The following is a 14164-nucleotide window of genomic DNA, read 5'->3' on the forward strand; positions in this document are numbered from 1 at the left end:
CAGCTCTTTAGTGAAATAATTACATTGATAGATCCTGAAAAGGTAGCGAAGTTAACACGCTTTAAATCAAAATATAAAACTAAAGAAGTTGTTATTTCGTTTTTAGTTGGCGTTGTCAGTAGTGGTGTTGTTTCGTTCCTGCTTGCCAAATAGGACCTAAAAAGGAAGCGCAATTTTATGCGCCATAATGATGATACTAAGGAAGCAAACATGGAAGGAATAGTAGAAAAGGATTTAGAAGTCATCGATGTGTGCTGGCGTGTGAGCATGGGTAAACAATATGCCTTTGTGACCACCGTTCAATTAGACGATAAAGGCGCCCGAATCAGCCCCCCCCTATTGAAGTAAAAAAATGGGTTGAAGTCGACATCACATTGCCTGACACCCTAAGACGAGTCATTAAAATGGGCGGTTCATGGGCAAACATGCCATAAAAAACTATTCAACTTTATATTTCAGGTTTATCGCAAAAGCATTACTCATTGCATTCAAACACCCTATCACAGTCTTCGCAGCGGATATTTAACTGCGCCTTACCGTAAACTTTAGTATCACAACCCGAACAGATATAACGATACCTGGTTTGACGCTTCGCCGCTTCAGGAATCAAAAAATCTGATATGGGTGAATCAGTGGGTTTAACTAACTCCGACAGTGTTGGCGTTGCTTTAACAGGCACAGAAGTTAAGACTTTGTCAGGCTCAGTCCCATTTGAATTGACCATGGGTGCTATTACCGGCTCGAATAGACGTGGCAATGAGCGTCTATCCATCCACTTCAACTGAAACCCTTTTTCATCAGATAGCTGTTGGAAAGTTCGGATAAATGGCCCATCTTCAATAATGTAATCACTCATAAACTGGCCAGTAATTCGTCCACCCGGCTCTCCTGTCGAGGAAGGCATCAACCCAACTTCAATCATTTTTAGAGCCCACTCTTTATTATGGTAATAATCACGGCCGGGATGACCAAAACAGTGCTGCCAGCAATGTGCCATTTCATGGACCAATGTCTGCATCACTTCAATCAGTCTTGAATTGGCAATATACGCTGGATTAATTGCTATTTCGCTGCATTTAGTACCGTTAATATCTCCCCAACGCTCAGGTGCAAAATAGCCCATGACTCCTTTTTTACGTTGTACTGTAAAAATTACGCTCGGTAATTTACCTCCAAATAAAGCTGTATTGAAATGCTCATAGGCATCCAACAGTGATGTATAAAGTTCAGAGGTAGGGTTCATTAATTGCTCAATAATATTGAATTATGTTCGCTGTACAACAATAAATAATACAGGGATTAGCAATTTATTGCATTTTGAAGATAGAGAGGACTGTTACTTAAATAACAAAAAGGAATTAAAAAGACTGTTCTTATAACCATAATCACGAAAACGTGTAGTGTACACTACAAATATTTGCGCTTTTGGTTATATCAAGTGGCTAATACTGTATAAAAAGTTATAGAAACGGTATTACGCGATTAGATATGGCACGATTTCAATAATAACAAATTAAGAGCAAAAGCCTATGCCCAATCTTAAAATTCTTTCTACCACTCGCAGACGTACATTTAAAGATGCACCTAAGCTATCCTCTAATGCACGACACAGCTACTTTTTGATTGACGCTGATACGCGTAAAGCCATCAACATCTTACATACAGATATAAATTGTTTGAAGAGCAGTCAATCGATTGAACTCTTGCCCAAGAAAAGGCCTGGGCTTCAAAACTCGAGCGCAGTTAAAGAACGACCATAGGGGGGGTGTGATGCACTTTAGATTTTAATCCGCGTTACAAAATACAAGATTCATCCAGTATAACGAGTAAACTTTATGATTTAGACAATGATTGCGTACTTCAAGTTAACGCAGTCTGATAAATAGCGACTATAACAATGACAACAACTCAAATCATTCCCTATTCTATTAGCAGTAGATTTCAACGCCCTCCCAAATTTACAGCAGAAGAAAGGCGCGCATTCTTTTTTATCACTCCAGCAATACGCAAGGTCTTACCGAGGAAATCAGCTATTCACAAAGTTGGGTTTGTTCTTCAATTGGGTTATTTTTCAGCCACAAGACAGTTTTATAGTACCGAACATGTACGTAATAAAGATAAAGGTTTTATAGAAAAAATGTTGGGAATTAAAACTCCTGTCGATTTATCGTCATACACCCAATCAATTCAGAAGCAACACCGAGCTAAGATTAGAACGTTATTTAACTGGCATATTGCTACACCTGAAGATAGGTTAGCACTGCAAGATCACGCATTTAATTTCGCTAATAAGCGCATGCCTGCTGAGCAACAATTCTTTCAGTTAGTCAGTATATGCTGGAAACGTCAATTTGATATTCCGAATTTTAAAACACTTCAAAACTACATAAACGAAGGTTATCTAAAGTTTGAATCAAGGCTTATTGCCTCTTTCTCGACACATTTTGATGATAATCAACAACAACTGGTTAGTAATATCTGTCAAACCGCTGATGATGCCAAGATATTACTGAATAAAAAATATGACCACTCAGATAGCACTCGACACTTTTGGAAAAATATAAGTCTGCTTGAAAATTATCGAGCCTATCATGCTGCGGTATTACCTACCCTGTCAAAATTAAATCTTTATGATGAGTCGTTCAGGTTTTTCGCTAAATGGATAAAAGAAGCTACCTTGAGACAAATTTTGTCCATGCATAAAAAAGGCAATGCATCACTGAGGGTACTCTGTTTTATACGTGAGGAATATTATCAACGCAATGATTACGCCTGTTACTCCTTCATTAAAGAAATTAAAAGCTGTATTACGAGGGGAAAAAGAAGCCAAAAAATTGAGAACGAGGAGCAAGAAGAAGCGTTTGCTGAACAAGCAATAACCGTTATTGACTACGCAAAAACAGCAGACGCAATTATAAAGCTTGTTTATAAGGTGCAAAAAAACCCTTCAGTGAGTTTTGCTGAAAAACATACTCAAACATTAGATCACATAGATCGTTATTTGGAAGCCATAAACCCTGAAATAATGACTACAACAGACCGGCTAAATAATAAATTAACAGGCAATACGGCATCTATAAATTACTATTTATCCTTAGAAAAGGATGCAGAAAAAGTATTAAGAAAATATCGATCAATGTTAAAGGTTATTGAGTTTGACGAAAAGTACTCGGATAACAACATCATCCAGGCAATTAAACATTACAACCAATCAAATGGTAAATATACCGAAGACCTACCCCTCTACTTCTTGAAGAAAAGTGAAAAAACACAGCTATTTGAAAATAATATAAAAAACATGAAGCTATATAACATGTTGTTTATGGTTGAAGTGTGTGAAGCGCTAAGGTCTAGGAGATTATGCTTAAAATATTCATTTAATCACTTACCAGAAGAGCATTATGGTATTACTAGAAGTGAGTTCGAGGAAGACGAAGATCATATCCTAGAGCTGGCAAACTTAGAAGGCTTTAAAGATATAGGCGGCATACTTAAAAAGAAAAGGGAAGCTGTGGATGCTGCGTTCAAAAATGTTAATGAGGGTTTAATTAATGGTGAAAACCCTCACCTTAAATTTACGAAGAAAGGTTACTGGCATATTAATACGCCTAAAACTGATTATGATATCACCAAAGTAATTCCCGGTTTACTTGGCGATAATGGATCAGTAACTTTGAGTAAAGTCATACGCGAAGTAGATGAATTTATAGGTTTCTCTGAACTTTTTAAGCATTCTCATATTGTAGGCAGCAAGAAAAAAGTACCTAGTGAGTTAATGTATGCTGTCATTGTCAGCCTAGGTTGCAATATCAGCTTTCGCCAAATGGCGAATGCATGTGGGTCATCAATTACTGAAAGTAAGCTTCAGCATGCAAATGACTGGCTATTCTCTAAGGAATGCATAAAAAATGCAAACAACCTAATAGTAGAAGAAATTAATTCTTTATCATTACCAAATATTTTCAAATTAAATCCTGATACCGACCATGCCAGCAGTGATGGAGCTAAGATCACTGTTGCCGTCAATTCGATTTTAGCCAATTTTTCATTCAAGTATTACGGTAAAGAATCTGGAGTTGTCGCAAATTCTTTTATCAATGAAAAATCTGCTTTTTTTCATGCAAATATTCAAAGCTCGACAGATCGAGAAGCTCTATATATGCTCGATGCATATTCTGGTAACTCAGTTGTTAAAAGCAACAACCCTAGCCACTCCGGTGATTCTCATGTTTACACTGATGCAATATTTGGCGCAACTGATATGTTCAAGATCTCTTTAGCACCTAGAATTGCAAATGCAGGTAGACAAGTCCTAAGAGGTTTTAGCCGCTCGCAAGTCAAAAAAAGAAACAGTCATGAAATTGCTCCTACGGGTGTTATAAATACAAAACTTATAAAACGTAATTGGAAGGAAATGTTAAGAACTATTGCGTCGATAAGTCTTGGACGCGCATCTGCATCAGAGACTTTTGATAGGCTGGCAAGAAGTGAAAAGCAAAATGAGCTTTATCGTGCTTTTAAAGAATATGGACGAATCAACAAAACAATCTTCCTGCTAGAGTACTTTGATAATATCGAATTAAGACAAAGAATTGAAAAAATGCTTTCGCTCGTTGAGCTGGGACAGAAGCTATTTAGAGCTGTTTTTCATGGTAGACAAGGCAAGCTTTATCAGTCTGAGCCGGAAGATATGGAAAGAGTTATTTTATGTACAACACTTATCAGGAACATCATCATTTGTTGGAATTATATAGTGCTATCGGACATTATTATTGATGCCCCACCCAATGAGCAACGCTTTTTAATTGAATCTATTAGCAAAGGATCCGTGCTCTCTTGGGCTCACATCAATATGTTTGGTGAATTTGATTACTCAAGTCGTTACAAATCGAGCATAAAAGCAGATATTAATACAATACGTAAATTTAAGGTTCCCACTTAAAAAGGATATTGTTTTTTCTGCTTTTAAAGTGCCGAAATAAAAATAAATATTTCGTTTAAACAGTAACTTAGATCTTATTCTTAACTGTTTAGAGTAAATATCCTAACTTACCCAATGTGTGAATTAGCGAGGTTATTTATTATCTGCTCGGCCAAGGTACAGGCTTAAGACAAAGTTATGTCGAAACCCTTTGGTCACGTTTTGATTTTTGGCTTAAACGTGTAGCCTTTACGATATAAATGTTATGTTGTATCATAACTTTCATCGCATGGGATGCATGCTATCTCAATGATGTAATCGATACTAATAATATCAGGTATCTCGATATCTAAAGCGATATACCGCTTAACCATTCTGGCAGATTGAAGATTAAAAAAAACTATTACCTAGAGGGTCACTAGAATGAAGAACACATTACTTAAGTTCGTTAGCTTTAATCTAGTTTTCCTAAGCGCTGCAATACAGGCTGAGGAAGCAAGGACGAACTTAGATGCACATGTTCATGGCGTATCTGAGCTAATGGTAGTGGCCGAAGAGAATGCGCTTGAAATTCAATTTAAATCACCCGCTATGAACCTCGTTGGTTTTGAGCATCAGGCGAAATCATCAAAAGACCTTAAGGCGGTTGATAAAGCTGCTTCAACGCTTCGTCAACCTGAGGCTCTTTTCTTAATGTCTGATGCCCATTGCAAGCTGATTAATATGTCTGTCGACCTATCCAAAATTATCGACATAGACCATCAGGATAATGATCATGACAGAAGTTCAAGTAACCATAAGCATGAACATAACGATAATGGGAAGCATCATGATGAGAACCACAGTGAAATAATGGTCACCTATAAATACCACTGTCAGGACAGCACTTCCCTGCCCTCAATAACCGTGAATTTATTTGAGTTTTTTACGGGTATTGAAGAAATAAATACCATGTGGATTAATCAAACAGGGCAAGGTGGGATAACACTCCGACACAATAACCGTACTATTAACTTTTAGGCCACATTTATGGATAACACAGATAGCATCCTTCAATCTGCAGAACGTCATTGCAAAGATCACGGCACCCGATTGACGGAAAAAAGAAAGCTAGTTTTAACGGGGCTTATACAGTCTGAGATGGCTCTTTCCGCTTATGAATTAATCGCTGAGGTAAAGAAACAATACAATCAAGACCTTGCCGCCATGTCGGTTTATCGTATTTTAGATTTTCTAGAAAGTGAAAAACTGGTTCATAAGCTCAAATTAGCAAATAAGTACATCGCTTGCGAGCATATTAGCTGCGACCATGCTCATGGTGTGTCGCAATTTTTGATTTGCGGGCAATGTAATAAAGTTAAAGAAATCAACATTAAGCCAGCTACTATGGCGGAACTTCAAACGACCGTTGACAAAGCCGGATTCAAGCTTATAAGCCCCCAATTTGAAATGAACTGCATTTGTGCTGATTGTTTAGCACATACAGCCTAACAACCTAGGAAACTATTTAATGAAAACAACACAAGTGATGACAGACAAACTAGCGATTGGTTTATCATTATTATGCACCTTCCATTGCTTAGCCCTACCGATTTTATTGGTTTTACTACCCAGTATGGCGGCACTGGGATTAGATAATGAGAACTTCCATCTATGGATGGTTGTGGCTGTCATTCCAAGCAGTCTTTACGCTTTAACCTTGGGCTGCAAACAGCACAAACGCTATCAACTGTTCTATTTAGGCGCAATTGGAGTGGCGCTACTCATCTTGGCCTTAGCTTTAGGAGAAGAGCGAATTGGTGAGTCAGGTGAAAAGACACTGACAGTTTTAGGCGCCTGCTTCGTTGCCATTGGCCATTGGTTTAATTACCGCCTTTGTAATGCACTAGACCATGAAAACTGCGCCTGCCCTAACGATAAAGATTCTGGTGTAAATTGAAACGCGACTACTTTATCGCCTTAGAGCAAAAAAGTAACAACAGTTTATTAGCATTACCTGAAGTTATAGAGCAACTTGCTTTTAACGAGCAAGGTTTAATTCCTGTTATTACTCAAGATGCAAACACCCAGTCGGTATTAATGTTCGCCTGGATGAATAAAGAGGCACTTGCACAGACAATTGCAACTCAGCGCATGACCTACTGGTCGAGAAGCCGTCAGCAGCTTTGGATTAAAGGTGAAACCAGTGGTAGCTGGCAAAAATTGCTAGCCATGTCGCTCGATTGTGATGGCGATGTTATTCTTTGTGAAGTCGAGCAACAAGGAGCTGCTTGCCATACCGGCCGCAAATCGTGTTTTTATTTACACGTTGATGTTGATAATCAGCACGTTAGGATCACTGACAGCAATGAGCTTTGAAAGCGGTAACATTCAAGCCGTTCCCACCAACATCATTACAGGCTTTTTAGGTGTTGGAAAAACCTCTGCAATTTTGCATTTACTTAAATGCAAACCAAACGATGAACGCTGGGCGGTATTAATCAATGAATTTGGAGAAATTGGTGTCGACGGCAGTGTTGTAGCCGGTCAACATTCAACCGACGAGGGGATTTTCATTCGTGAAGTACCCGGAGGCTGCATGTGTTGTGCTGCCGGCTTACCTATGCAAACTGCCTTAAACCAACTCTTAGCGAAAGCTAAACCAGATCATTTACTGATTGAACCCACCGGGCTCGGACACCCTAAAGAAGTATTGCAGGCGCTTTCTATGGAGTATTATCAGGAGGTCTTGTGCTTGCAGAAAACTATTACCTTGGTGGATGCAAGAAACTTGTCTGACTCACGCTATACCCAGCATGAAACGTTTAACCAGCAAATTGCAATTGCCGATACCGTTGTTGGAAATAAGTTGGACTTATATCAAGACACTGATAAGGCCAACTTAATTGCTTACGTGAAACAACGAGGACAGACCAACACACGTGTTATTTTTATCCAGCATGGGGAAATACCCTTTTCAGCATTACAGGGCTCAACCTCCAGTTCATACCAAGCGTCCCTTCCCCATCATCACGCATCGGGTTCAAAACCACTTGTTTCAGAGGCTGACATACCGGCTTGCGGATTCTTAAAGGCCATCAATGAGGGTGAAGGATATAAAAGTATCGGCTGGCGCTTTTCTCCTCATAAGGTTTTTCAGTGCGAAAAATTACTGGTATTTTTAACCGGCTTGCAAGTCGAACGAATGAAGGCCGTTTTTATAACTGAGGCTGGTTTTTTTGCTTATAACCTTGCTAACGATACGTTAACAGAGATTGGACTGGACGAGTGCTTGGAAAGCCGTATTGAAATTATTTCTGACCGCCTCGATGACGCCTTAGAACCGCAGCTAATGGCTTGTATCGCCGATTGATTTTTAATGGTTTATTCTGAGTAAAGCTCAAATGATTGCATCTGCATGCTGTAAGCGGCTGTTGCCACCTCATTTTCAACAAGCGATGTTTTTACAATACCCGATACCCAGAAAGGGTCATACAAAGCCTCTACTTTTAAGCCTTTTGGGTAGTTTACAAAAATAATTTGATTAGGTGGTGGTGGCGGCACATGAATGCAGGCACCAAAAAAAGGTACTAGAAAAAACTGAGTGATGGTTTGTTCATCATCAAACTCTAAGGGCACAATAAAGCCTGGAATTCGAATCGCTTGCCCATCCATTTCCTGAACAATCCGTGTTGAAGAGAGTGCCTGTTGATAGGGATCATCACTAGCAGCAGCAAGGGCATTAGCAACCTGGCTACTAATCTGATCTTCAAATGAACCATCTTCAATATCGTTTATGTAGCTAGGCGGATTAAGAAGTATTTCTAAGTCTTCTTTCGGCATCAACTTCGTCCATTCAATGGTTTTGAAGCTCGATTCTGACAGTGTTGCCTGTTCAGGCTTATCAGTTATTAACGGTTGCTTAGTTGGCGACTCTACTACTTCTGGCCTCAATACTGGATCTATTACTTCGTTAACAACCTCACTATCTGGCATCTCACATGCTAAGAGCGTCAATGTGGCGAATATAAAAAACGTTACGTTTAATAGTTTAGGCATTATGTTAAGCACTCAAAAATTTTAAAAATTGATTTCATTCTGCAATGTTACATTATATCATTTATAGCACTTTAATTGATGCATTGTTGAGGCGTTTAATGGCCATTGAGCTCACCAATATCCGCTTTCACTACCCGGCACAGCCTGAGCAGAATATATTAAATATTCCCCATTGGTCTTTAGCTAGCGAAGAGCGGATATTTTTACACGGCCCTTCAGGTAGTGGCAAATCAACTTTACTGAGCCTGTTGAGTGGTTTACTTCCGCCGAGCGATGGACAGTTGAACGTTCTTGGCCAACCTTTAGATAAAATGAGCGGCCGACAGCGTGATCGCTTCCGTGCTGCGCATATCGGTTATGTATTCCAGCAGTTTAATTTGGTTCCCTACCTCAGTCCAGTCGACAATATCTTGTTGGCGACTCGGTTTGCAAAACGACAGTCCTCAATCGACCTAAACGAAGAAACTCAAGAGCTATTAAATGCATTGCACATCGCCAAGAAAGAATGGTACCGCCCTACCCGCGAGCTAAGTATTGGGCAACAGCAACGCGTTGCCATTGCCCGCGCTTTGATCAACAAACCGCGTTTACTGATGGCTGATGAACCTACCTCTTCGCTAGACATGAAAAATAGAGACGCCTTTATGGACTTGTTAATGACGATAGTGGCTGATAACAACATGACATTACTGTTCGTCAGCCATGACCTTAGCTTATCCAGTTATTTTGAGAATGTTGAATCTTTGCATGATATCAATCAATTAGGGGGTTCAGCCTCATGCTAGCCAAACTGGCCCTGCAAAGCTTACTCGACCGTAAAGGCTCAGTTATGCTCTCATTGATGGCGATGACAGTGAGTATTTTTGTGTTACTTGGTGTCGAGCAAATTCGTCAACAAACTAAAGAGAATTTCTCTAATACCGTGTCCGGTGTTGACCTGATTGTTGGTGCTAGAACAGGCAGTCTCAACTTACTGTTATATTCTGTTTTTAGAATCGGCTCGCCGACCAACAATATCCGTATGGAAACCTACGACAATATTGCCAGCAATGAAAAAGTGGAATGGGCGATCCCGATGTCTCTCGGTGATTCACACAAAGGCTATCGTGTGCTGGGCACCTCGACAGACTATTTTCGCTATTTCAGCTATGGCAAACAGCATCGTTTAGCATTTACTCAAGGACAGGCATTTGGTCAGTTGTTTGATGTCGTATTGGGTTCCAATGTCGCACAACAACTCGGTTATCAATTGGGTGATAAAATCACCTTGGCTCATGGTCTTGCCGCCACTAGTTTTAGTATGCACGATGATCGACCCTTTACCGTGGTTGGGATTTTAGCAGCTACCGGAACGCCGGTTGATCAAACCTTGCATGTTAGCTTGCAAGGTATTGAAGCCATTCATACCGATTGGCAACAAGGCGTGAAAACACATAACAATACACTCACTCAAGCAGAACTAGAACAAACCAATTTAAAACCCAAAAGCCTTAATGCTTTTATGCTGGGTCTTAAATCAAAAATGACCACATTCCAGTTTCAAAGGATGATCAATCAATACAAACAAGAACCTTTACTGGCTATTTTGCCAGGGGTTGCTTTATCAGAACTCTGGCAAATGATGAGTGTTTTAGAAAATACGCTACTGTTAGTCTCTGCATTGGTTTTTATTGCTGCCTGCTTGGGGGTTAGCGCAATGCTACTGGCATCGATTCGCGAGCGCAGCCGTGAAATCCACTTACTGCGTGTTATTGGCGCACCGCCCTATATTTTGTTTTTACTCATTGAGCTAGAAGCCCTACTGATTACACTGCTAAGTTGTGTTTTAGCAATCGCTCTTTTGGCTCTTTGCCTATTTTTCTTACAGGATTATTTAATATCGCATTTCGGGCTACCTATTCAATTAAATTTATTGACCGAAAATAGCCTGTATTTGATGGCTGCGTTAATCATTACGTCCATTTTTGCCGCCATCATTCCTGCGTTGAGCAGTTACCGAAAAGCTAGAGGATAGCTGGTCTAATTGGTAAGCAAAACAAATCCGGTAGAGAGTAGTAGCTAAATAATAATAAATTAGGTTTCTTATTAATTGCAACTTATTGAAATATAGATGCTTTATAGAATCTATTTAACCCGCGCTATTTCTTTCCAGTTTGTTGTATAAAGGCTAGACCTATTAATGGGAACTGACTGCTGTAATGACTTATTACCTGCTGCAGCAAAACGAAGGCTGTTATTAAATCGTGAATTAATGGCATCCATCGTTTTCATCAGAGTTACGCTTTTTTCATTGCCTGTCGACTGACTGTTAAATATATCCTGCTGATGGATCACACTGCTTTGAGCCAGCTGTATATCTCCTAAGGTTACACCCGCTTTTTGATATTGATAGCCTGGGAGAAAAATACCCGCTAATAGTTTTTTGGCGATTTTAATTAAATCCCGACTATCTTGTGTGCCCGATTTTAATTTATAAGTCGCTTTTTCAGAATAAAACGGTTTTTTATCAAATGGGCTGGTACGAATAAAAACACTCACTTGCAGCGCAACACCCTGCTGGGCTCTTAGTTTTTCAGCTGCTTTAAGACAAAAAACACTCAATACTTGTTCAAGTTCTTGCCGATCAGTCACTTTATCTTTAAAGCTTCTAGAGCAAATAATTTGTTGCTTTGGTTTTTGCTCTTCATTAAAAGACATAACTGGAGTCCCTTGCAATTCTTGCACTGTTTGAGCCAAGGTAATATTAAAGTGCTTTTTTATTGAATTGATGGGTTGAGATTGCAAATCCCATACAGTTTCAATACCCAACGTATTAAGCTTTTCGTTTAATCGGCGGCCAACGCCCCACACTTCGCCAACCGGCGTTATTTGCATTATCTTCTGGCGCCTAATGGGTTCGTTAATATCTACTACCCCACCGCTACTTGGCCATTTCTTTGCCGCATAATTTGCCAGTTTAGCCAGCGTTTTTGTTGGGCCTATCCCTACCCCAACCGGTATACCAACCCAGCGTGCTAGGCTGTTTTTTATCTCTAAGCCTAAGTCAGTTGCGTTAACGTTATGTCGCTCCAAATCGATAAAAGCCTCATCTATCGAGTAAACATCTACCGAGGGCGAAAAAGCAGTCAGGCTATGCATGATGCGTGCGGATAAATCTGCATACAAAGGGTAATTAGAGGAAAACAGTTGTATATCGTGCTGTCTAACCAGCTGCCTGACTTGGTGGACAGGGACGGCCATTTTTATGCCTAGGTCTTTAACCTCTTGGCTACGAGAAACAATGCAACCATCATTATTACTGAGCACGGCCACCGGTTTATTCAATAAGTCGGGACGAAATAATCGCTCACAACTGACGTAGAAATTATTGCAATCAACCAATGCAATGTTTGCGGGGTATTTCACGGTAAGTTAGCGTTTTTATAGGTTTTTATACATTGTGGATAACGCTCGTTACCACACCCCAAATAACCATGTCTACTTCCTCTTTTATGGGTATATCTGGGTAATCTGGGTTCTCGGGAGCAAGCACCAATTTACCTTCTTTTGAGCGCAGCCGTTTAACAGTTAACTCGCCATCTAGAGCGCAAACAACTATTTTACCCACGCTTGCATGAACAGAGCGATCAACCACAAGGATATCATCGGGGTGAATACCAGCACCCAGCATAGACTCCCCTTCTGCTCTAACAAAAAAAGTAGCCGCCGGCTTGTTAATAAGGAGTTCATTCAGGTCAAGTCTTTTTTCTATGTAATCATCGGCCGGTGACGGGAAACCAGCGGCAACACTGACACCATAGAGTGGGATAGATGGTACGGGGCTATCTAAATCGGGTAAAAAAATATTAGGAAAAGGTATTTTTTCAGCGTTAATTTTTTGCTTTTTGTGTTCCAGTAATTCGCTAACAGTCGCCATAAGGCTTTCTGGTATTCTAACGGCCTTGGTAGGTTCGCCATAGCTTGAAGAGCCTTTTTTGCGACCTGCTCCAGCACGCGCTCCTCCATGTTTTGTTACTTTTTCGACCATGATAAAACTCTTTTCTATAAGACACTTGAATAGTGTACGTAAATCAAGTTGGAATGAAAAGGGCTTTTAAAAGTTATCCACTAAAACTGTGGATAACTTTGTGAAGAAGTATCGTAAAGCGAAAAAAAGGTAGTGCTGGCGACTACTTATAAAAACTGGTCTAATTTTGACCAGCCATAATATTTTGCTAGTTTCTAAGCGCTATAATCAACAACGTTATGCTGTTGAGTACCGAGTCCTTCGACTTCGGCAACCACTTTGTCGCCTGCTTTAAGAAACTGTGGTGGGTTCATACCAAGCCCTACTCCTTCTGGCGTGCCGGTAAAAATTAAATCACCCGGTTGAAGGCTCATAAACTCATTAATATAGCTCACCAATTTTTTAACTGAATGAATCATCGTATCGGTGTTGCTGGCCTGCATCCGTTTACCATTAACATCTAAGCTCACAGCGCATGATTGGTACTGTCTAAACTCATCCAAGGTCACAAAGTATGGTCCAATGGGGGCAAAGGTATCTGCACTTTTACCTTTAAGCCACTGGCCACTTCGGCTTTTTTGAAAATATCGCTCAGATACATCAATGCCCGTACAGAAACCAGCAATATGCGCTTCTGCATCGTCTTCTGAAATATACCGAGCTGGCTTACCAATAATAACGACAAGCTCTATCTCCCAGTCCACTTGTGTCGCGCCTTTAGGTCGCTCAATAAGGTCAAAGGGGCCGCTTAAAGCACTAACTGCTTTGGTAAAGAGCACCGGCTCGTCTTGCTGCTTGCCCCCTGTTTCTTTAATGTGTTCATCATAATTTAAACCAACAGCAATGATCTTGCCTGGGTTTAATAACGGCGCGCCAATGCGGTCAGGCTTTTCTATAATGGGCAGGCTATCAACATCGAGGTTTTTCAGTGCCTGTAAACCATCGTTGGCTAAAAAATCAGATGAAATAACATCACACACACCCTCTAAAGAGCGAATTTTATTGTTACTGTCTAACAGGCAAGGAATTTCCTGACCGAGTAAACCAACATTGAGTAATTTCATAGAGGAGCCTTTTCATTAAGGGTTAATTAAATACTCTGATACTATATGAAGCGGTTCCGCTCATTAGGACAGTAAAAGCCGTTAGTTAAGGAGTTATTTTCTGTATTATTATTTAAATAGAGGACACAGAAGATG

General features: G+C 40.0%; 15 protein-coding genes. 10 read left to right on the forward strand and 5 right to left on the reverse strand.

Annotation, left to right across the window (positions count from 1 at the left end; all coding sequences use genetic code 11):
- Positions 1-177 precede the first annotated feature (177 nt).
- On the forward strand, positions 178-348 hold the full coding sequence (locus tag KUG63_RS04155; RefSeq protein ID WP_020932547.1) for a hypothetical protein: 171 nt from the start codon (positions 178-180) through the stop codon (positions 346-348).
- A gap of 127 nt (positions 349-475) precedes the next feature.
- On the opposite strand, the gene KUG63_RS04160 is transcribed toward KUG63_RS04155, so the two are convergent.
- Complete coding sequence (locus KUG63_RS04160; protein WP_020932548.1) at positions 476-1243, reverse strand: SprT-like domain-containing protein; 768 nt, start codon at positions 1241-1243, stop codon at positions 476-478.
- 286 nt (positions 1244-1529) lie between these two features.
- Here KUG63_RS04160 and KUG63_RS04165 point away from each other — a divergent pair, with 286 nt between their 5' ends.
- The 7 genes from KUG63_RS04165 (at position 1530) to KUG63_RS04195 (ending at position 8273) form a co-directional block, all read left to right on the forward strand.
- Positions 1530-1760 (forward strand): hypothetical protein, encoded by a 231-nt coding sequence (locus KUG63_RS04165; RefSeq protein ID WP_020932549.1) that lies wholly within the window; start codon positions 1530-1532, stop codon positions 1758-1760.
- Between the two features lie 137 nt (positions 1761-1897).
- Positions 1898-4942, forward strand: coding sequence for a Tn3 family transposase (locus KUG63_RS04170; RefSeq protein WP_020932550.1), 3045 nt, complete (start codon positions 1898-1900; stop codon positions 4940-4942).
- A gap of 402 nt (positions 4943-5344) precedes the next feature.
- Complete coding sequence (locus KUG63_RS04175; protein ID WP_020162168.1) at positions 5345-5941, forward strand: DUF2796 domain-containing protein; 597 nt, start codon at positions 5345-5347, stop codon at positions 5939-5941.
- 9 nt (positions 5942-5950) lie between these two features.
- Positions 5951-6412: a Fur family transcriptional regulator gene (locus KUG63_RS04180; protein WP_020932551.1), complete on the forward strand. Its 462-nt coding sequence runs from the start codon at positions 5951-5953 to the stop codon at positions 6410-6412.
- A gap of 19 nt (positions 6413-6431) precedes the next feature.
- The gene (locus tag KUG63_RS04185; protein ID WP_015005958.1) at positions 6432-6860 is read left to right on the forward strand and encodes a MerC domain-containing protein; all 429 of its coding nucleotides are present in this window, start codon (positions 6432-6434) and stop codon (positions 6858-6860) included.
- Positions 6857-7279 carry a phosphoribosyl-AMP cyclohydrolase gene (gene hisI, locus KUG63_RS04190; RefSeq protein ID WP_020932552.1) on the forward strand — a complete coding sequence of 141 codons (423 nt, stop codon included), beginning with the start codon at positions 6857-6859 and terminating at the stop codon, positions 7277-7279. The genes KUG63_RS04185 and hisI overlap by 4 nt, the downstream gene beginning before the upstream one ends.
- Positions 7269-8273, forward strand: a complete 1005-nt coding sequence (locus tag KUG63_RS04195; protein ID WP_020932553.1) for a CobW family GTP-binding protein — start codon at positions 7269-7271, stop codon at positions 8271-8273. The genes hisI and KUG63_RS04195 overlap by 11 nt, the downstream gene beginning before the upstream one ends.
- A gap of 11 nt (positions 8274-8284) precedes the next feature.
- Here the strand turns inward: KUG63_RS04195 and KUG63_RS04200 are convergent, their stop codons facing one another.
- Entirely contained in the window at positions 8285-8896 is a 612-nt protein-coding gene (locus tag KUG63_RS04200) for a DUF3299 domain-containing protein (RefSeq protein ID WP_277642643.1), read from the reverse strand.
- Between the two features lie 161 nt (positions 8897-9057).
- On the opposite strand from KUG63_RS04200, the gene KUG63_RS04205 reads away from it, so the two are divergent.
- On the forward strand, positions 9058-9744 hold the full coding sequence (locus KUG63_RS04205; protein WP_033422337.1) for an ATP-binding cassette domain-containing protein: 687 nt from the start codon (positions 9058-9060) through the stop codon (positions 9742-9744).
- The gene (locus KUG63_RS04210; RefSeq protein WP_287554168.1) at positions 9738-10973 is read left to right on the forward strand and encodes an ABC transporter permease; all 1236 of its coding nucleotides are present in this window, start codon (positions 9738-9740) and stop codon (positions 10971-10973) included. The genes KUG63_RS04205 and KUG63_RS04210 overlap by 7 nt, the downstream gene beginning before the upstream one ends.
- 110 nt (positions 10974-11083) lie before the next feature.
- On the opposite strand, the gene KUG63_RS04215 is transcribed toward KUG63_RS04210, so the two are convergent.
- The 3 genes from KUG63_RS04215 to KUG63_RS04225 all read right to left on the reverse strand — a co-directional run bounded on the left by KUG63_RS04215 (position 11084) and on the right by KUG63_RS04225 (position 14029).
- Positions 11084-12364: a Y-family DNA polymerase gene (locus tag KUG63_RS04215; RefSeq protein WP_020162165.1), complete on the reverse strand. Its 1281-nt coding sequence runs from the start codon at positions 12362-12364 to the stop codon at positions 11084-11086.
- 25 nt (positions 12365-12389) lie between these two features.
- The gene (locus KUG63_RS04220; protein WP_020162164.1) at positions 12390-12986 is read right to left on the reverse strand and encodes a LexA family protein; all 597 of its coding nucleotides are present in this window, start codon (positions 12984-12986) and stop codon (positions 12390-12392) included.
- A 194-nt stretch (positions 12987-13180) separates the two neighbouring features.
- The gene (locus KUG63_RS04225; protein ID WP_287554171.1) at positions 13181-14029 is read right to left on the reverse strand and encodes a fumarylacetoacetate hydrolase family protein; all 849 of its coding nucleotides are present in this window, start codon (positions 14027-14029) and stop codon (positions 13181-13183) included.
- Positions 14030-14164 lie beyond the last annotated feature (135 nt).

The organism is Cycloclasticus sp. (genome assembly GCF_019090545.1).
GTDB lineage: Bacteria > Pseudomonadota > Gammaproteobacteria > Methylococcales > Cycloclasticaceae > Cycloclasticus > Cycloclasticus pugetii.